Origin of the sequence: Pseudomonas sp. BE134 (assembly GCF_031456105.1) — a bacterium.
Taxonomy (GTDB): Bacteria; Pseudomonadota; Gammaproteobacteria; order Pseudomonadales; family Pseudomonadaceae; genus Aquipseudomonas.
The window spans coordinates 1-18,008 of sequence record NZ_JAVDUA010000027.1 but is presented as its reverse complement, the minus strand read 5'-3'; the positions used below and the strand labels follow the sequence as shown (position 1 = coordinate 18,008).

Genomic DNA, 18,008 nt, shown 5'->3' with positions numbered 1-18,008 from the left:
TTTGGGTGATCAGAACTGCCAGTCCAGTGTCAGGCCCACACCGTGGTCTTTCTCGTTGGAACCGACCAGGCCGTTGTAATCCAGGCTCACACGCACATCCTGAGCTACCGCCAAACCGGCGCGTGCACCAATGACGGCGGCGTTGCGGTCCAGCGACACGCTTTGCACGCTGAACGCGGTATTGCCGCTGGCAAACGCCAGGTGATCTTCGGACTGGGTGCTGCTCAGGTTGCGCTGCCAGCCCAGCGTGCCGGACAGTTCCAGCTGCTGTTTGTCCGACAGGACAATCGCTTTGCTCGCCCGCAGGCCCAGGGTTGAAAGCACGGCGTCACGGTTGTCTTCACCGCCCTTGAGTGCGGCCGCGTCACCTTTTTCGGTGAAGCTGTCGCTGTTCAGGTGCACATACGCCAGATTGGCGAACGGTTCCAGCGCCAACGGTTGTACGTCCAGGCGATACGCTGCCTCAGTAAACAGTTGCGCAGTTGTGGCATCGTTTTTGGACTTTTGTTTGCCGCTCACGTCACCCAATTGCAGATTGCGTTTCACGTCGATGCGATGCCAGCTGTAAGCGCCACCGACGCTCAATCGCAGTGCGTCGATTTCATGGCCCAGGTAAGCACCCAAGTGATAGCTGTCGACCGAGGCTGACGAATGGGTGCCATCGCCCATGCTCAACGAGCTGTCGCTATAACCGGTGACGAAGCCCAGCCGAGTATCTTCAGTGATCAGACCGTCGACCCCGGCCAGCAAACCGCCGATGGAGCTGTTGGAACTGGCGTTGTCATGCCCGCCATCGCTCTTGCCCCAGGCGCCGAGCACTTTGAGCCAGGCATTGCTGCGGTTATCGGTTGGCGCGGCGGCGTCAAACAGATCGTGTTCACGCAAGCGCTCACCGACGGCATCGCGCAGGTAACGGCTGTCGTTGATCAGCAGCGTACCGATGGCCGGATAGATTTCGCCGGACAGTTGCTGGAAGGCTTGTTGAGCCACGGCGGCGCTTGGCGACAGCAGCAAGGTTTCGTACAGCGCGTTGCCTGCCCCGAGTTGCTCGACGGCAGCGGCGACCGCACGTTGGTTCGGGGTTTGGCCGACGCTGGCGAAGGAAGCGGCGTTACGCTCGACGGCCAGGTGAATGCCGCTGGCCGAGTAGTCGAGTGATCCGCCAATGAACAGGTAATTGGGCACCACCGCACCGAAGCGCCCATCAATTCCGCCGGCCGCTTGCAGAATGTTGTACTGATTGCCGAGCAAGGATTTCACTTCGCCGGCGGTCAGCAATGTCGGGCTGTTTTCCAGGGACAGGCTGACGGTGGCGCCGTCGATGACGGCTTTGCCGCCGGTAACGATCTGGTCGCTGCTGGTGGGCGATAATTCCACGGCGTACGTCGAGCCTGGTTCGAAGGTTACATCGCCCGCCACTTGCAAGGTGCCGATGGAATTGCCCGGCGCCACGGTGCCGCCGCGTTTGGCGGTCAATCCGCCGATGCGACCGTTGCCGCCGAGGATCCCGCTGTCATTGACGGTGACCGTTGAAGCCAGCGAACCGTTGATCGCCAATCGGCCCTGATTGACCAGCGTCGGCCCGGCGTAGGTGTTGGCACCAGTCAAGACCAGCGTACCAATACCCTGCTTGGTCAGGCCGCCATGACCGGAGATGTCGTTGCGCCAGACGTCGAGTCCGCAGTGCACGTCGTTGCACACACGCTCGGTGGGTTTGCCAGCGTCAATGATCGCACCGATGCCCGGTAAATCGGCAACAAACTGGCTGGAGCCGTAGGCCCCCTGAATGCGGAACTCCTCAGGAATATCCTGCCCGGTGACGAACATCCCCGGGCCGTCGATGCCTTTGCTCAAGTTGATCATGCCCCAGCCGTACAACGCGTCGACACCCGGTGCGCCCAGGTCGGTGGCTGTGGTGCGCAGTACGGTGGCGACCTGCGCACCGGTCAGGTACGGGAAGCGTTCCATCAGCACAGCCATGGAGCCTGCGACATGCGGCGCGGCCATCGAGGTGCCGTTGTAGTTGGCGTAACCGGTGGTGAGGTTTTCGGTGTTGGTGCCACCGATAACCGAGCTGTAGATTTTGCTGCCGGGCGCCGACACGCAAAAGCTGGCGGTGTAGCCGCAGCGCGATGAGAACGTACTGATGGTGTAGAGGTTCGAGCTGGTGAGGTCCGGGTTCTTTTGCAATGCTGCGACGGTGACCCAGTTCGGCGCAATGTCCGGAACGAAATAGCCCAGCCCGGCGATGGCGTCCGGGTTGTTGAGGTTGTAGTCATTACCCGCGGCGAATATCGTCACGATGCCGCTACGCGCGGCGGCAATTGCACCGTCATAGGCACCGCCCGGTTTGGTTCCGAGCAGAGGCTGGATCTCGTTGAACTGCAACTGCGCATCCTGCACGGTGAAATGCGGGTACGCCGGGTCGCGTCCGCCGAGGTCGAAGCGATCCGTAATGCCAATGCCCCAGCTGTTGTTGATGATCCGTGCGCCGCTGGCGATAAGGGCATCCCAACCGGCCTTGTACACCGCGCCGTCGTTGCCGCGAATAATGCCGTCTTCCGGGCCCGGGTCGCCGTTATCGGCGCTGATGATTTGCGCGCCGAACGCGACACCATGCATCGGGCCACCATCGCGGCTGCCGGCTGCGATCCCGCCAACGTGGGTGCCGTGAGCACCGAGCTTGCCGTTGGAGCCGACGGTGGGCGTGCCGTCATACCGAAACGCCTCCCCGGCTTTGACCGGAATGTACGGGTCGGTGTATTCGCGGATGCCGCTGGTGACCAGCGTGTTCACTTTATTGGCACCGGAAAACTCCGGGTGTTTGGCGTAAACCGGCTGGTCGAAAATCCCCAGCTTCACGCCTTTACCGCTGTAGCCGGCGGCGTAGGCATCTTGTGCGTTGATCGCGCCCAGGCCCCAATCGGCGCTGAATTCGGCGCTGCGCCAGCTGTTGGGGTCGCCCGTGCGGCCGCTTTCCTCGTAGAGCGCGGCGTGCGCTGTGCCGAGTGTCGCCAGTGCGCAGAGCACGGTCAGTGTGTTGTGCTTGTTATTCATCCAGCTACCGTCCTTAGTTGTGTTGCAAAAATCCCTGCGCCTTGAAAAGCACCTTCAAATTCACCCACATCCCCGTAGCAGCTGCCGAAGGCTGCGTCCGGCTGCGCAGCAGTCGCAAAATCTCTCAGGGTTTACGACTGCTGCGCAGCCGGACGCAGGCTCCGCCAGCTGCTACAGGGTTGCGTTAAAACTGCCAATTGAGGCTGAGCCCTACTCCGTGGATGTTCTCGCGGTTGGACAGTTGCCCGGTGTAATCGAGGTTCAAGCGCATGTCCCGGCTCAGAGCCAGGCTGGCATGGGCGCCGACCAGTGCCGCATCACGCACCATGGGTGAGCTTTGCACCAAAAACGGCGTGCTGGCGCTGGCGAACGCCAGGCGTTCCTCGGAATCGGTATTGCTCAGGTTGTGTTGCCAACCCAGGCTCGCGCTCAGGTCCAGCTGCTGTGCGGACAGGTTCACCGTTTTCAGCGCGCGCGCACCCAAGGTGCTGAGCACCGCGTCGCGCGTGTCACCGCTGCTTTTCAGTGCGGCCGCATCACCTTTCTCGGCGAAACCTTCAGTGTCGAGGTGCACGTAGGCCAGATTGGCAAAAGGCTCCAGAACCAAGGGTTGCAGGTCCAGTCGATACGCCGCTTCGCCGAACACCTGGGTGGTTGCGGCATCGATTTTGGTTTTCTGTCTGGCGCTGACTTCGCCGTATTGCAGGTCACGCCTGACGTCGGCGCGATGCCAGCTGTAGGCACCGCCAGCGCTCAGGCGCCAGGCACCCGACTCGCGGCCGGCGTAAGCGCCAAGGAGATAACTGTCGACCTGGGCCGATGAATGCGTGCCCGAACCCATGCTCACCGAGCTGTCGCTGTAACCGGTAACCAGTCCGATGCGGGTTTGCTCATCCAGCGCCCCATCGACACCGGCGAGCAAGCCGCCAATCGACGTCGTATAACCGGCGGTGTCATTGCGGTCATCAGTCTTGCCCCAGGCACCCAGCGCCTTGATCCAGCCATTGCCTTGAGTGCCTTTGGCCTCCACCAGGCGTTCACCCACGGCATCACGCACGTAACGACTGTCATTGATCAGCACCGAAGCCAGCGCCGGGTAGATTTCACCGGACAACTGCTGGAACGCCTGTTGTGCCGAACGGGCGGACGGCGACAGCAACAGGCTTTCGTAGACTGAATCCCCCACCCCCAGCCCTTCAATGGCAGTGGCAACGGCGCGTTGATTGGGCGTTTGCCCGACGCTGGCAAAAGACGTGTCGTTGCGTTCGACACTCAGTTGAACACCGCTCGCGGCGTAATCGAGGCTACCGCCGATAAACAGATAGTTGGGCAACACCGCGCCGAACTGGCCTTGAACACCGCCCGCCGCTAGCAGGATGGTGTATTGGTGCCCGAGCAGGCTTTGCACTTCAGTGGCGCTGAGCAAGGTTGGGCTGTTCTCCAGCGACAGTGCCACCGTCGCACCGCTGAGCGTGGCTGTACCGCCGGCCACAATGCGGTCACTGCTGGTGGGTGAGAGTTCGACCGCGTAAGTCGAACCGGGCGCGAACGTCACGTCACCCGTGACCTGCAAGCTGCCAATTGAATTGCCGGGCGCCACCGTTGCGCCGTGATGGGCGGTCAATGCACCGATTCGCCCCGAACCACCGAGCGTACCGCCGTCATTGACGGTCACACGGGAGGTCAGTGAGCCGTTGACCGCGAGTAAGCCGCCGTTGACCGTGGTCGGTCCGCGATAAGTATTGTCGCCGGTCAGCATCAGTCGCCCGTCGCCGGTCTTGATCAGACTGCCTTCGTAAACGCGGCTGGCGGCAGCGGCATCGCGCGTCATGCCGACCGCGTAATCCGTCTGATCCTGCTGACTGGCGCCCACCGGAACGCCGTTTTCCCAGCCTTTGTTTTTCAGCGTCTGCTGCCAGGCACTGTGTTCGGCGAGGTCTTCTGTTTGACGTTGAATCAAGGCCTTGTCGGTGATGCCATTGCTCCAGACATCGCTCTGCCCTGCCCCCAGATTGGCATCGAAACGCCCAAGCAACTGCCCCGGCCCTCGCATCGCTCGATCAAGATTGGCCACGCCCCAGCCCACTCGAGAGTTTGGTGCATCGGTGATCGAACCATCGAGTTGAGTGGCCGTGGTCAACAGCGTTTCAAGTGCCTGTTGGTTGCTCATGTACGGGTAACGTTCCATCACCAGCGCCAGTGCGCCGGTCGCATGGGGCGCCGCCATCGAGGTGCCGGATTTGATCGCGTAGCCGCCATCGGGAATGGTGCTGTCGATCTTCGCGCCGGGCGTGGTGATGCACCAATACTTGGCGAGCCCGCACTGGTTGTATTTCTGCTGATTGCCTTGATCCAGCCCCGACACCGCCAACCAATGGCCCTCCAGATCCGGCTGAAAATACGGCAACGCCGAGCGTACGCTGGCGTTCGGATAGCCGCTATTGCCGGCGCTGAACACGTTGATCACGCCACGCCGCGAAACCTCGGCGGCAGCATCGAGCCAGGTGCCTTTGTTCCAGTGTTGGGCGTAGGCCGCGTGCAAGTCGGCCAGGGTGCGGTAACTGACGTCCGGCGGCTGGCTGCCCCAACTGTTGTTGATCGCTCGCACACCGGCATCGGCCAAGGCGTTGTAGACCGCTTTGAAATAGTGCGGATCGGGATTGGGACCGAACAGGAAACTGTCGTTCTTGTTGGTGTTGCCGACAAGGAGCTGGGCGTTATACGCCACGCCGTGCATGCCGATGCCATCGCGAGAGGCACCGATGGTGCCGGCGACGTGGGTGCCGTGGGAATCGTTGTTGGGGTTGAGCGTGCCGTCGACATTGAACACCGTACCGTCGACATAGCTGCCGCTGGCGGTCACCGTGCGGTAACGATCGCTGGCAAATTCTGGATGGGTGGCATCGAAACCGGAGTCAAGTTCACCGACTTTCACGCCTTTGCCGGTGATACCAGCAGCGTACGCCTGATCCGCCTGCATGCGGGCCAGGCCCCAGTCACGCAGGAATTCTGCACTGCGCCAACTGTTCGGATCACCTGTGCGTCCGCTTTCCTCGTAGGGTGCGGCATGCGCAGTGCCGAGTGTCGCCAGTGCGCAGAGCACAGTCAGTGTGTTGTGCTTGTTGTTCATCCCGCTACCGTCCTTAGTTCTGTTGCCAAATCCCTTTTCGCCTTGAAAGGCGCTTACACATTCACCCGCTCTGTAGCAGCTGCCGAAGGCTGCGTTCGGCTGTCCATCATTAGGTCCTCGGTCCCTGACCGAACGCCTCGTCGACCCTGGCCAGATCCTGTTCATTCAACGTTCCGGCGTAGTAGTGCAACCGGGTCCAGGCCATCAAGTAGTCGTAGCGTGCCTGTGCCAGATCGCGGCGGGTGGTAAATAGTTGTTGTACGGCGTTCAGCGCATCCAGGTTGACGCGCTCACCGCCCAGGATGCTTTGCCGGGTCGACACCACCAGCGCTTCGGCAGCCGTCAGGGCCTTTTGGTAGGCGCGCAGCTTGCTTACACCCGACAGGCAGGCGCTGAACTGTCGGCGCAGCTCGATCAGGGTTTCGCGGGTCTGGCCATCCAGTTCGTACTCGGCCTGTTCCATGCTGCGGCTGGCCTGGCGAGTGGACGCCGACACCCCGCCGCCGGCATACAGCGGCACGTTGACTTCGATGCCAATGGTGTTGGTGTCGTAGCGCTGGTTATAGGTATTGCCGCTTTCCGATTCGTTCTGGCGCACCGAAGCAAAGGCACTGACTTTCGGCAGATGCCCGGCGCGGTTGCGTTCGACTTCGTAACGCGCCACTTCCACCGCCTGGCGCTGGGAGGCCAGGTTCGGGTTGTTGGCCACAGCCATTTCGTGCCAGGTGTCGTAGTTGGCCGGTTGCAGACTGAACGTCTGGAAGTGCGGGGCCAGCGGCGCCAAGTCTGTGATGTCGATCACCGGCACGCCAATCAACGCACCGAGTTCGCGCAAGGACGCGTCTTGCTCGTTGCGCGCCTCGATTTCTTCGGCGGTGGCCAGTTCGTAACGGGACTCGGCCTCAAGAATATCGGTGCGCGTGCCTTCGCCCTGGTGAAACAGCTGCTCGTTCTGCTGGAACTGCTGTTCGTAGGCTTTCTTCCTGGCCAACGCAATGTCGATCTGATCCTGAGCAAACAACGCCTTGGTGTAGTGCTCCAACACACGCACCAGCAATTGCTGGCTCTTGCCGCGAAACGCTTCATCGGCAAACAACGACTGGGCCACGCCTTTGCGGTACGCCGCATAGGCTTCGTAATCGATCAAAGGCTGTTGCAGGGTCAAGGTCGAACCGTAACTGTTGTAATGACGGTCATCCGTCTGATTCTGCCGGTGCTCATTGAGGTAGGTGGCCTTGGACGAGTTGCGGCCCTTGTTGTAGTCGTACCCCACCCTTGGCAGCAAGCCAGCCCGGCCGATGATGCGGTTTTCAAGACCAGCCTCACGTTCCTTGAGCGCGCCCAGGAACACCGGGTCATTGCGCAACGCTTGCTCGTAAATATCGAACGGCCCCATGGCCATCACGCTGTTGCACGTCAGCAACGTCAGGGTCGCTGCGAGCCTGGAAAGCTTATTCATACCACCGGACATCCTTATTCCTCGGTCAACGCGGAGCCGGCCCGGTCGAGTAGCGGCTTGAACAGATAGTTGAGGAGTGAACGTTCACCCGTACGCACGAACATTTCCGCCGGCATACCCGGTTTGATCACCAGGCCATTGAGCTTTTCCATGGCCTGGTCACTGACGCTGCTGCGCAGCACGTAGTACGGCGCGCCGGTTTTTTCGTCGACCATCTGGTCGGCAGAGATCAGGCTGACTTCGCCGGGCACTCGCGGCGTGCGGCTCTGGTTAAACGCGGTGAACAGGATATCCACGGGCAAATGGGGGCCGACCTTGTCGACCAGATTGATCGGCAAGTGCCCTTCCACCTCCAGGCGGGTGCCCTGCGGCACAATTTCCAGCAAGGTGTCGCCCTGGCGCACCACCGCGCCTTCGGTGTGCACCCCCAGGTTGACCGCGATACCGTCGGCGGTGGCGATGATCTCGCTGTGTTGCAGGTTGAACCCGGCGGAGGTCAGTTGCTCCTTGAGGGTCACGCTCTTGAGTTGCGCGTCGGCCAGTTGGGTGCGGACCTCTTTCTGATACTCCTCGATGTGTTGTTGCAGCTTGAGTTTCGCTTCGAGGATGCCCTGCTCCACCCGGCCGCTTTCGCCGGTGTTCTCGGCCAGTTGCTGTTGCACCTGCGACAGTTGACGCTGGTATTCCATCAACCGGTTGCGCGGGATGTAGCCGTTATCCGCCAAGGGCTGAAGATTGCTCAGTTGTTGTTGCAGCGAGTTGGCCTGGGCCATCAGGTCGGTACGTGCGCGACGCATGCCCGCCAATTGCGCGGCGGCGCCTTCCATGTTGGCGCGCAACCCGCCCTGCTCGCGGAAGTAGGCTTCGCGGCGACTGCTGAACAATTGCTGTTGGCCTTCGAGCACCAGCGCCAACCGAGGGTCGGCGTCCTTAATCAATTCGGCCGGGAAATTCACTTGCTTGAGGTTGTCCCGTTCGCTTTCCCAGCGCGCAACGCTGGCCCAGGCCATGCGGTACTGCGCCTGTAGCGAATCGACGTCAGCCGCGACCTGAGTCTGGTCGAGTTGGAACAGCGGCTGGCCCAGTTTCACCACTTGCCCCTCACGCACCAGAATCCGGCTGACCACGCCGGGGGTCATCGATTGCACGGCTTTGCGCTTGCCCGATACCACGACCGTGCCTTGCACCGGTATGCCTTGATCGAGCGGTGCGAGGCTGGCCCAAGTGAAAAAGCTCCCGGCGCCAACAAGCGCCAGCATCCAGCCCATGCGGGCGAAGAAACGCGCATCACGCTCGTGTTCCAGCCTGGCTTCGTTGCACTGATTCATACGCCCGAACTCCTTGTCGAGGGCTGATACTGTCGGCTCATGCTCAGTCCGCCGGGTGCCTGCGGCGGTTTTTCCCGCAGGTGTTCCTGGGCGCCGGACAGTGCTTTCAATACCTCCTGGCTCGGGCCGAACGCCTGCAAGCGCCCGTCGTTCAGCACCAGCAATTTGTCGGCCTGAGCCAACGCCGAAGAACGGTGGGTGACCAGAATCACGCTGGTGCCTTGGGCCTTCATGTGTGCGATGGCACTGGCCAACGCGGCTTCGCCCACGGTGTCTAGATTGGAGTTCGGTTCATCCAGCACCACCAGCCGTGGGTGGCCATACAGGGCGCGAGCCAATGCCACCCGTTGCTTCTGGCCGCCGGACAAACCGCTGCCATCTTCACCCAGCACCGTGTCGTAGCCTTGCGGCAGGCGCAGGATCAGTTCGTGGACGCCGGCCTGTTGCGCGGCTTCAACGACTTTTTGCGGATCGGTTGCGCGAAAGCGGGCGATGTTTTCGGCAATGCTGCCGCTGAACAATTCGATATCTTGCGGCAGATAGCCGATGTAGGGGCCGAGGTCATCGCGGTTCCAGCGATGAACGTCCGCGCCGTCGAGTCGAACCGTGCCGCCGAGGGTGGGCCACACGCCGACCAGCACCCGGGCCAGTGTCGATTTGCCTGAGCCGGAAGGGCCCAGCACGCCCAACACTTCCCCTGCGCCAAGGTTGAAGTTGACCAGGTGCAGCGTCGCCGCACGCTGCCCCGGCGGCGCGGCGCTGACCTGTTCGAAAGTGATCTGCCCTTTCGGCGCTGGCAGCGCCATGGCCTCGTCACTCGGTGGAAAGGCTTGCAGCAATGCATCCAGACGACGGTAGGCCAGCTTGGCGCCGCTCCACTGTTTCCAGACGGCAATCAACTGATCGATGGGGCTCAGGACGCGGCCCATCAGGATCGAACCGGCGATCATCATTCCGGCGGTCATGTCGCCCTTGATCACCAGCAGCGCGCCCAGTCCCAGGACCAGCGATTGCAGGCACAAACGCAAGGTTTTGCTCAGGGAACTGATGACCGCGCCGGTGTCGCTGGCCTGATTCTGCAAGCCGAGAAAGCGTGAATGCACGTCAAACCAGCGCTTGCGCAGCGCGCCCAGCATGCCCATCGCCTGAATGGTTTCGGCGTTATGCAGATGGCTGGTAGCCAATTGGCTGGACTGCTGGGAAAAACCGGCAGCTTCGCCCAAGGGCTTTTTGGTCAATGCTTCGTTAAGGCATGCGAGGCCAATCAACACCAGCGCACCCACGGTCGCGAACACCCCGAGCCATACGTTGAACAGGTAGATCACCAACAGGTAAACCGGAAACCACGGTGCATCGAAGAAGGCAAACAGCGCCGGGCCGGTGACGAACTGGCGGATGTGCGTCAGATCCCCCAGCGATTGGCCTGCGTTGCCCTCACCCTTGAACAGGTTGCGCTCGAATGCGGCTTGATACACCCGCAGATTCAAGCGCCGTTCCAGTTGGCTACCAATGCGGATGACGATGAAACTACGGACGATCTCAAGCAAACCGATGAAGGCAAAGAAACCGACCACCATGAGCGACAACATGGCCAAGGTCGTTTCGTTTTGCGAAGACAATACGCGATCATAGACTTGCAGCATATAAATCGACGGGACCAGCATCAGCACGTTAATTAATGCGGTAAAACAACCGACGCTGATCAGGATGCTCTTGTAGTCGCCCAATGCTTTGTATAACGGTGCACTGACCGGGCTCTTTGACATCTTCATGGGCTCTTCCTGAGGTATTATTCCTCGTCATACGTGACGAAGTTTCCATTCGCCGTACTCGCAGGCACGGATGTGCGTTGTGCGCACTAGCGCCTACAAACAAACTACAACTTAATTTCGTTATGGTTCTATAACGAAACGCTCATTTTTTATTAATTCGCCTGACGCACGAGTTTTATGACCAGCGTAGATTTCAAGTTTGCTCTATAGGAACCATCACGCTGGCGACTGAAAAACAGAATCTTCGAGCCTTCGTTGCCGGTGATCGCAATGCCGTCCGGCTCGGTAAACCAGCCGATGGCTTTTTCGCCTGCAAGCCATGCACTTAAACAGTCGGCGCCCTCACCCAGTGTTTGCTCGAGCTGCAATTCGATGACACAGACGTTGGAAGGCTTGTCCTGCATTGTCTGAGTCTCTGGCGCGTCGTCCCGGGTGCTCAGGGTGGCCTGCCATTTACCGGCCAGTTCCGAGGGGTCTGCTAATTTCAGGCTGCTCGCCATGGCTGCTTCTCCAGAAAAAATCATGAACATCGCCAAGAGCCATGCGGCAAAGGCATTAGTGGCCATCTTTGTTTTACTCCAGCCACAGAGGGCAGCGCATCGGCGCCACCCTCCTTATCGCCTTACATCAGGCTGCGATGTCCGAGAACGCAGCCTGGCCGACGGTGCTGACCAGGAAATCAGCCACGCCGTGCCCGGAGAAGTCCACCGACAACAGGCTGTTACCGCCCGAAGTGGTCAATACGGCATCACCTGACGCACCGGTGAACGAGCTCACGAAATGCAGGCCTGCGCCTTGGGTGATACCGGTCAGGTCGATCTTGTCCAGGCCGCTGACAAAATCGAGGATCTGATCCGCGACACCCGGTTTGGAGTCACTGCTGGCGGCGAACACAAAGGTGTCCGAACCGGCACCGCCCCACAATTTGTCCACACCGCCGGCGCCGTAGAGGATGTCGTTGCCGGCACCGCCCTTCAGTTCGTTGGCGACGGCATTGCCGATTAGCAGGTCGTTGCCCGAACCGCCGATCGCGTTTTCGATGATTGCACCCTTGGCAATGGAAACGTTGCCCACCAGGCCACCAACGTCGGAGAACGAGGCTTCATTGAGGTTGATTTTCTGGTTTTGGGTGAAACCGGAGAAATCCAGAGTATCTTTGCCGCCTGCATCCCACACCGAAAACACAACCTTGTCCGACATTGACGAAGCGCTCAGGAAGTCGCGACCGGCGTTGGAGTTGAAGCCGTACGTGGTGTCACCGGTACGGATGGTGGTATTGGCTCCGTAGAGCTTCTGAATGGCGGCAATGTCGTCCATCAGCGGGCCGGACGAATACGCTTCGACACCGCCCTTGCTGAAATTCTGGGTGGTATTGCTTTCACTCCAGTAACTCATGACGCTGTAACCGCGGGTGTCTTGCCCGTAGGTGGCGTCATTGTAAGTCGGCGCGCCCTCACCGGCGTTGTAGTCGCCCGGGTGGGCCAGGCCCAACGAGTGACCGATTTCGTGGGTCAGTGTTTGACGTCCGTAATTGTTCAAGTCCGGCGTCTTGTTAGGCGTGTAGCTGCTGTTGGTCAGATACCAGGAAGTACCGTCATACCCCCGGCCCGTGCCGGGCAGATAAGCAAATGCCGCAGCGCCGTCCTGGCCACCGCTGTAGTTGCCGAAGGTCATGTGACCGTCACCACCCGTAGACTTATTGGTGAAGGTAACGTTGGCTACATCAGCCCAGGATTGCATGGCGAGTACCGCCTGGGCTTTTTGCTGCGTGCTGAACTGACTGAAGCCGGTAATCCCGTGCTTGTTCATGGTGCTCGATGACGCCGATGTCAGGAACGTGTAGGTCAGTTCGATTTTGCCGCTGCCGTCCTTGTCCTGGTAGGCAGCACCGTCGCGCAGCAATTGGGTCGCTGCCTGGTCGACGGAGTATGAAGGTTTGCCATTGACCGTGAGATTGCCACCGCGGTCATACTGATGGCTGAAACTGTCGATCTGACTAAACGCAGAACTCGGCGCAGCCAATGCTTGCAAGGGGGTTATGGCCTGTTCGGCCAGATCAATAGCATTGTTCTTTACTTTCGACATAAACACACTTCCTTGTTTGGCTATGGAACAGTTTTTGTCAGATAGCGACGATCTCTGGCGAGATCGTCCTATCACTCGCCCAATGAAAGGAGAAATAAAACTGACACAAGTTGAAATCAAACGTCTAGTGTTTTTTTACGTCAAACTGTGCGAATCCAGCAAGCGCCCGTCATTGACGCCTGTGCTGTCGAAAGTTTGTTTAGGTTTTATGAATTTGCGCAAATTGTATGACAATTAGTCATTTAAATATTAAATACAACAAGATTGTTTTTTGTCTAGTGTGTCTCATTTTGTTGGACTGATTAATAGAAGTGCCAGTGTATTGATATCAACGAAGCATAAGCAAAAAAAGCAGTAGCGGGGAAGCGTGGCTTCCCCGGCGCTGTGTGGCAAATCATCCGCTAAGCTGCAATTCCAGAGAAAATTGTCTCGTTGCCATCGAGCACCCTCAACAGATGGAGAATATCGTTAAACGCGCCCCACATTCCGATGTCTTCGGGCGTCGTCTTGTTGTCCAGCGTTCGACGAAGGCTCAGTAATACATTCAATCGCCCGAAAGCGATGTCATCGGATGTGGTGCCTTTCGCCATGAAGTTCCCGGCTGCGTCGTCAATTTCATCTTCGATCATTTTTCTGAATGCTGACTTTTTCATAGAGCTCTCTCCTGCAGGCTCCATGCCTGCGGGTTTAACTCTATGATTTGCTTCGGCGAGCATCTACTGTCAGAAATTACAGGTAGGGGCCAATAGGGGTGACTAACTCCCCGTCCGAATCTTGTTCCACACCCGCGTACGAACCCGGTCAATATTTAGCGGCATCGCCTCCAGTGCGAACAGCTTACCCATCATCTCGGGGCTCGGATAAACCTTGGTGTCGTTCTTGATTGTCGGGTCGATCAGGCTGTCGGCCTGTTCGTTACCGTTGGCGTAGTGCACATGGTTGCTGACACTGGCCATGACGTCCGGGCGCAACAGGTAGTTCATGAAGGCGTAGCCGGCCTTCTCGTCCGGGGCATCGGTGGGCATGGCGACCATGTCGAACCAGATGGCGGCGCCTTCCTTGGGAATGGCGTAACCGATGTCGATGCCGTTGTTGGCTTCCTTGGCGCGATTCTCGGCTTGCAGGATGTCACCGGAGAAGCCGACCGCCACGCAGATGTCGCCGTTGGCCAGGTCGCTGGTGTACTTGGACGAATGGAAATAGCTGACGTAAGGCCGGACTTTAAGTAGTAGCGCTTCGGCCTTTTTATAGTCTTCCGGGTTTTTACTGTGAGGCGGCAGGCCCAGGTAGTTCAGGGCTGCGGGCAAGATTTCCGGGCCGTTGTCGAGGATGGCAACGCCGCATTTTTTCAGCTTTTCCATGTTCTCGGGTTTGAAGATCAGATCCCAGGAATCCACCGGCGCGTTGTCGCCCAGCACGGCCTTGACCTTGGCGACGTTGTAGCCAATACCCGTGCTGCCCCACAGGTACGGAAAACCATGCTCGTTGCCCGGATCGTTGGTCTGCAACGCCGTGAGCAGCACCGGGTTGAGGTTCTTCCAGTTCGGCAGCTGATTCTTGTCAAGTTTCTTCAGTGCGCCCCCTTCAATCTGTCGCGCCATGAAATGGTTGGATGGGAACACGACGTCGTACCCGGATTTGCCGGTCATCAACTTGCCGTCGAGGGTTTCGTTGCTGTCGTAGACGTCGTAGGTAAAGGCGATGCCGGTTTCTTTCTGGAAATTTTTCGTGGTGTCCGGGGCGATGTAGTCGGACCAGTTGTAGATTTTGACCGTCTCGGCCGCCTGGCCAAGGGTCGCGACGAGTGCAAGTGGCGCCAGTGTCAGTGTCTTTCGGATCATGGGTCGATTCCTGTAGGGGCTTTTGTTATTGGCAGGCAATCAGAAGATCAAAAAATCAAAACGTAGGTTTTGCGCACGGTTTCCTGGATATCCCAGATGCCGAGACTGTTGGCTGGCAACATCAGTGCATCGCCAGCTTCTATGTAGAGGGGTTCACCGCCGTCCGGGGTGAAGGTGCAACGGCCCTGGATGAAGTGACAAAACTCCTGAGCCACGATTTGCCGGCGCCAACGTCCGGGGGTGCATTCCCAGACACCGGTTTCGACACTATCGTCGCGCTCGACGCTGGTGGTCGAAGCCACTGCCACGGGTAATCCCAGTGGCACAGCAACCGGGTTGGATTCTTCGAGTTTAAGGCTGGCGGTGTTCTTGAATTGCGTGATGCTCATGGGCGTACCTGTCGATGGAGAAAGCGCTGTTTATTGCATGAAACCTTCCATGAACCCCGCGACCCCGCTGGCCAGCTTGCGGCGCCAGGGTGCGGTAGCCGGGTTGGCCAGGGTCTGGTCCTCGTGGACGAAGCTGCGGATGATCGCGTTGTAACCGAGCCAGCGGCAGGGTTCCGGCTCCCAGGCCTTGAGTGTGTCAAGCCCGCCCTGCGGCGTGACCCACGGCTGGCGCACCAACTCGGTATCGCGTTCAAGAATCAGGTCAGCGAGGGTTCTGCCGCCCAGGTTGCTGGCACCGACGCCTTCGCCGCCATAACCGCCAGACAAGGCGATGCCGCTGGCGCGATCGCAGAGCATGTGCGGTTTGAAGCGCCGCGACATGCCAAGATTGCCGCCCCAGGCGTGAGTGATTTGCACATTCTTCAGTTGCGGGAAGAGCTCGCCGAACAGATAGCGTCGTAACTCCACTTCGCCGGCCGTCAGGTCGAAGTCATGGCGTAACTTGCCGGCAAACTGGTAACCACCCCGCGCCCCGAACACCAGCCGGTTGTCGGCAGTGCGTTGGCCGTAAGTCACCTGGCGGCTGCTCTCGCTGAAGGCCTGGCCGCGACTCAGACCGATTTCGTCCCAGGTCGCCGCGGACAGTGGCTCGGTGGCGACGATCAGGCTTTGCACCGGCATTTGATAACGCCCCAGCGGCGGCAGTGTCGTCGCGTAACCTTCTACGGCCGGGACAATCCAACGACTGCGAACCGCCGCCTTGGCGGTGTGCAAGCTCCCCGACTGCCACTGCATGACCGCGCTGTTTTCATAGATTCTGACCCCCATGCTCTCCACTGCCCGGGCTAAACCACGCACCAACTTTGCCGGGTGGATGGTCGCAACGTGCGGTGCATAGATACCGCCATAAGGCTTCGCAACTCTGATCTGTTGCGCCAATTGCTCGGGGCTGAGCCAGCGGTAATCACTTTCGGTCAGGCCCTGGCGGTAGAGGTCATCCAGATAGCGGCGCAGGCTGGCTTCCTGCTCGGGGTAGCGTGCGGCACAGTAAAGCACCCCGCCTTTGCGGAAATCGCAGGCGATGCCTTCACGCTCCAGCACGACTTCTACTTCATCAGGAATGCTGTGCAGCAAGTCAAATGAGGCGCGGCGTTGGTCCTCAGACAAGCCGGCGAGCAAGCGGTCTTCACCCAACAGATTGCCCATCAACCAGCCGCCATTACGGCCCGACGCGCCGAAACCGGCGGTTTGCGCTTCGACAATGGCGATGTCCAGTCCCGGCGCCAGACGCTTGAGGTAATACGCGGTCCAGAGCCCGGTATACCCCGCGCCAATGATGGCCACGTCGACGTCGAGATCGTGCTCCAGTGCCGGTCGGGCCAACAGCGGCTCGTCGAGTTGATCCATCCACAAACTGATAGTGCGCCACGCCGACATGCAAGACTCCGCCACTCAAACTACGATGACGTCGATCCTAGTGCGTGGACTCAGTGGCTGTCTTGCGCGCGGGCACGCAAGGAAATTTGTTTGGCGTACGCCTTGGGCGTCAGACCGGTGTGCTGGCGAAAACAGGTGTAGAACGCCGACAGCGAATTGAACCCCGCGGCAAATGCCAGCTCGTCGATGCGCAACGGCGGCGCAACATTGTCCAGCATGCCGAGCAAGTGTTGCAGGCGCGCCAGGTTAACGTAGCGATAGAAACTCTGGCCCAGCACTTGATTCAACAAGTAGGAAATCTGGTTGCGACTGTAGCCGCACTCCTTCGCCACCCGTTGCAGATCGAGTTCGGGGTCCAGATAGGGTTGCTGGCGCTGGAAATACTGTTGCAAGTCATCAGCCATGACGCTCAACTGGCGCGGGGACAGCCCGAGTCGACTGACGGCCGGACGCAGGGTCTTCGTTGCCTTGCTGGATGACTGCTCATGGACCAGCGTGGCGTATTCGTTGACTCGCCAGATCAACCCGTCACGGACCGTGATTGCCTCGCTGGTGTGAAAGGACACCAGCCCCTCGCCACCACGCAACGTCATCCGGTATTGGATAAATGCGGTATTGCCGTCCAGGCGAATCCGGTCGGAATGCTCCAGCGCTTCACCCGGATTACGAGGCATGTTGACGCGCACGTACTCGCGCAGTTCGGCGAGCCCCATCACTCGGTTCTGGAAAAAATCGTGATACCGGATGTCTGGGTGATAAAGCGCCATCACACCGTCCAGATCGCGGTGTTTCCAGCACAAGTGGTAGCGCAGGACCGTCTCGCCCGTGGCCCGGGTTTGCTGTGGCCCATCTTCTTCGGGGTGCATAAAGATCTCAACGGGAAAACGCCGAGCTTGCCGAACTTCGCCACTGGGTTCAATGGCTGAAAAAAATGGCCAGGTGGCCTTCACCAAATAGAATCGACGACCCGCCCAACGGCCTAAAAAAAATCACATGAATTTCACATTCGAGTGCTACTTTTAAAGGCAGTCACCGGTTGAGCCATTGAAGGTTCTTCCCTCCTAACATGAGCTAAAGGAAGCGCTCGATGAAGAAGGCGGGCTATATATGAATAAAGGGTCTTTCAGCAAAGTTACGTTTCCGAACGCCTGCCAGCTGATGCGCTGGCATTTTCATCCCATGGGATTCGAGGCGAGCATGGACGCACCGGGCAGCATGATTGCCCGGTTGTTTGATCGCGCCAGTGGCGAGACCATGATCGCCATTGCCGGTATTCCTTGCGCAACGGTCATGAATGCGGCGGATGTCGAGCGAATCATTGAAGCTGTCGAGGATGAGCTTGAGGCATTCATTCCACCTGTGGCGCTCAGAAGTTATGCCTGAAGGCTGAACACTTAATTAATAGCCCACTTTATCAGACTGTGTGAAAACACGCTGAAGGCGATCCAAGCAAACGCCCCGACTTGTTCGGGGCGTTTGCTTTTGTGCAGGTAACAGGCGAAAAAAGGCT

Annotated in this window: 13 protein-coding genes; 1 reads left to right on the top strand and 12 read right to left on the bottom strand. The window is 59.2% G+C overall.

Translation table 11 applies throughout. The annotated features are described in order from the left end of the window. Nucleotides 1-9: 9 nt before the first annotated feature. The 12 genes from J2Y56_RS21085 to J2Y56_RS21030 form a co-directional block, all read right to left on the bottom strand. Complete coding sequence (locus tag J2Y56_RS21085; protein WP_310352454.1) at nt 10-3,057, bottom strand: autotransporter domain-containing protein; 3,048 nt, start codon at nt 3,055-3,057, stop codon at nt 10-12. A 184-nt stretch (nt 3,058-3,241) separates the two neighbouring features. Continuing rightward, nucleotides 3,242-6,187 (bottom strand): autotransporter domain-containing protein, encoded by a 2,946-nt coding sequence (locus tag J2Y56_RS21080; protein WP_310352452.1) that lies wholly within the window; start codon nt 6,185-6,187, stop codon nt 3,242-3,244. A gap of 109 nt (nt 6,188-6,296) precedes the next feature. Further along, nucleotides 6,297-7,658, bottom strand: coding sequence for a TolC family outer membrane protein (locus tag J2Y56_RS21075; protein WP_310352450.1), 1,362 nt, complete (start codon nt 7,656-7,658; stop codon nt 6,297-6,299). 2 nt (nt 7,659-7,660) lie between these two features. Further along, nucleotides 7,661-8,974 (bottom strand): HlyD family type I secretion periplasmic adaptor subunit, encoded by a 1,314-nt coding sequence (locus tag J2Y56_RS21070; RefSeq protein WP_310334565.1) that lies wholly within the window; start codon nt 8,972-8,974, stop codon nt 7,661-7,663. Continuing rightward, on the bottom strand, nt 8,971-10,746 hold the full coding sequence (locus tag J2Y56_RS21065) for a type I secretion system permease/ATPase (protein WP_310352447.1): 1,776 nt from the start codon (nt 10,744-10,746) through the stop codon (nt 8,971-8,973). The genes J2Y56_RS21070 and J2Y56_RS21065 overlap by 4 nt, the downstream gene beginning before the upstream one ends. 152 nt (nt 10,747-10,898) lie before the next feature. Then, nucleotides 10,899-11,312 carry an AprI/Inh family metalloprotease inhibitor gene (locus J2Y56_RS21060; RefSeq protein WP_310352446.1) on the bottom strand — a complete coding sequence of 138 codons (414 nt, stop codon included), beginning with the start codon at nt 11,310-11,312 and terminating at the stop codon, nt 10,899-10,901. 61 nt (nt 11,313-11,373) lie between these two features. Next, nucleotides 11,374-12,831, bottom strand: a complete 1,458-nt coding sequence (locus J2Y56_RS21055) for a serralysin family metalloprotease (protein WP_310352444.1) — start codon at nt 12,829-12,831, stop codon at nt 11,374-11,376. A gap of 401 nt (nt 12,832-13,232) precedes the next feature. Next, entirely contained in the window at nt 13,233-13,484 is a 252-nt protein-coding gene (locus tag J2Y56_RS21050) for a hypothetical protein (protein ID WP_310352443.1), read from the bottom strand. Nucleotides 13,485-13,586: 102 nt separating this feature from the next. Further along, on the bottom strand, nt 13,587-14,672 hold the full coding sequence (locus tag J2Y56_RS21045) for a polyamine ABC transporter substrate-binding protein (RefSeq protein WP_007946076.1): 1,086 nt from the start codon (nt 14,670-14,672) through the stop codon (nt 13,587-13,589). 47 nt (nt 14,673-14,719) lie between these two features. Further along, on the bottom strand, nt 14,720-15,061 hold the full coding sequence (locus tag J2Y56_RS21040) for a cupin domain-containing protein (protein ID WP_007946075.1): 342 nt from the start codon (nt 15,059-15,061) through the stop codon (nt 14,720-14,722). Between the two features lie 30 nt (nt 15,062-15,091). Continuing rightward, entirely contained in the window at nt 15,092-16,498 is a 1,407-nt protein-coding gene (locus tag J2Y56_RS21035) for an FAD-binding oxidoreductase (RefSeq protein WP_007946074.1), read from the bottom strand. Nucleotides 16,499-16,548: 50 nt separating this feature from the next. Next, entirely contained in the window at nt 16,549-17,364 is an 816-nt protein-coding gene (locus J2Y56_RS21030) for a nuclear transport factor 2 family protein (protein WP_310352440.1), read from the bottom strand. Nucleotides 17,365-17,605: 241 nt separating this feature from the next. Between J2Y56_RS21030 and J2Y56_RS21025 the strand changes: the two genes are divergently transcribed. Further along, the gene (locus J2Y56_RS21025; protein ID WP_027923219.1) at nt 17,606-17,881 is read left to right on the top strand and encodes a DUF1652 domain-containing protein; all 276 of its coding nucleotides are present in this window, start codon (nt 17,606-17,608) and stop codon (nt 17,879-17,881) included. Nucleotides 17,882-18,008 lie beyond the last annotated feature (127 nt).

Coding starts and splice junctions, on each gene's coding strand:
- J2Y56_RS21060 (WP_310352446.1), bottom strand. CDS start 11,312: ATGGCCACTAATGCCTTTGCCGCATGGCTCTTGGCGATGTTCATGATT.
- J2Y56_RS21075 (WP_310352450.1), bottom strand. CDS start 7,658: ATGTCCGGTGGTATGAATAAGCTTTCCAGGCTCGCAGCGACCCTGACG.
- J2Y56_RS21065 (WP_310352447.1), bottom strand. CDS start 10,746: ATGAAGATGTCAAAGAGCCCGGTCAGTGCACCGTTATACAAAGCATTG.
- J2Y56_RS21055 (WP_310352444.1), bottom strand. CDS start 12,831: ATGTCGAAAGTAAAGAACAATGCTATTGATCTGGCCGAACAGGCCATA.
- J2Y56_RS21070 (WP_310334565.1), bottom strand. CDS start 8,974: ATGAATCAGTGCAACGAAGCCAGGCTGGAACACGAGCGTGATGCGCGT.
- J2Y56_RS21030 (WP_310352440.1), bottom strand. CDS start 17,364: ATGCACCCCGAAGAAGATGGGCCACAGCAAACCCGGGCCACGGGCGAG.
- J2Y56_RS21080 (WP_310352452.1), bottom strand. CDS start 6,187: ATGAACAACAAGCACAACACACTGACTGTGCTCTGCGCACTGGCGACA.
- J2Y56_RS21045 (WP_007946076.1), bottom strand. CDS start 14,672: ATGATCCGAAAGACACTGACACTGGCGCCACTTGCACTCGTCGCGACC.
- J2Y56_RS21025 (WP_027923219.1), top strand. CDS start 17,606: ATGAATAAAGGGTCTTTCAGCAAAGTTACGTTTCCGAACGCCTGCCAG.
- J2Y56_RS21040 (WP_007946075.1), bottom strand. CDS start 15,061: ATGAGCATCACGCAATTCAAGAACACCGCCAGCCTTAAACTCGAAGAA.
- J2Y56_RS21085 (WP_310352454.1), bottom strand. CDS start 3,057: ATGAATAACAAGCACAACACACTGACCGTGCTCTGCGCACTGGCGACA.
- J2Y56_RS21050 (WP_310352443.1), bottom strand. CDS start 13,484: ATGAAAAAGTCAGCATTCAGAAAAATGATCGAAGATGAAATTGACGAC.
- J2Y56_RS21035 (WP_007946074.1), bottom strand. CDS start 16,498: ATGTCGGCGTGGCGCACTATCAGTTTGTGGATGGATCAACTCGACGAG.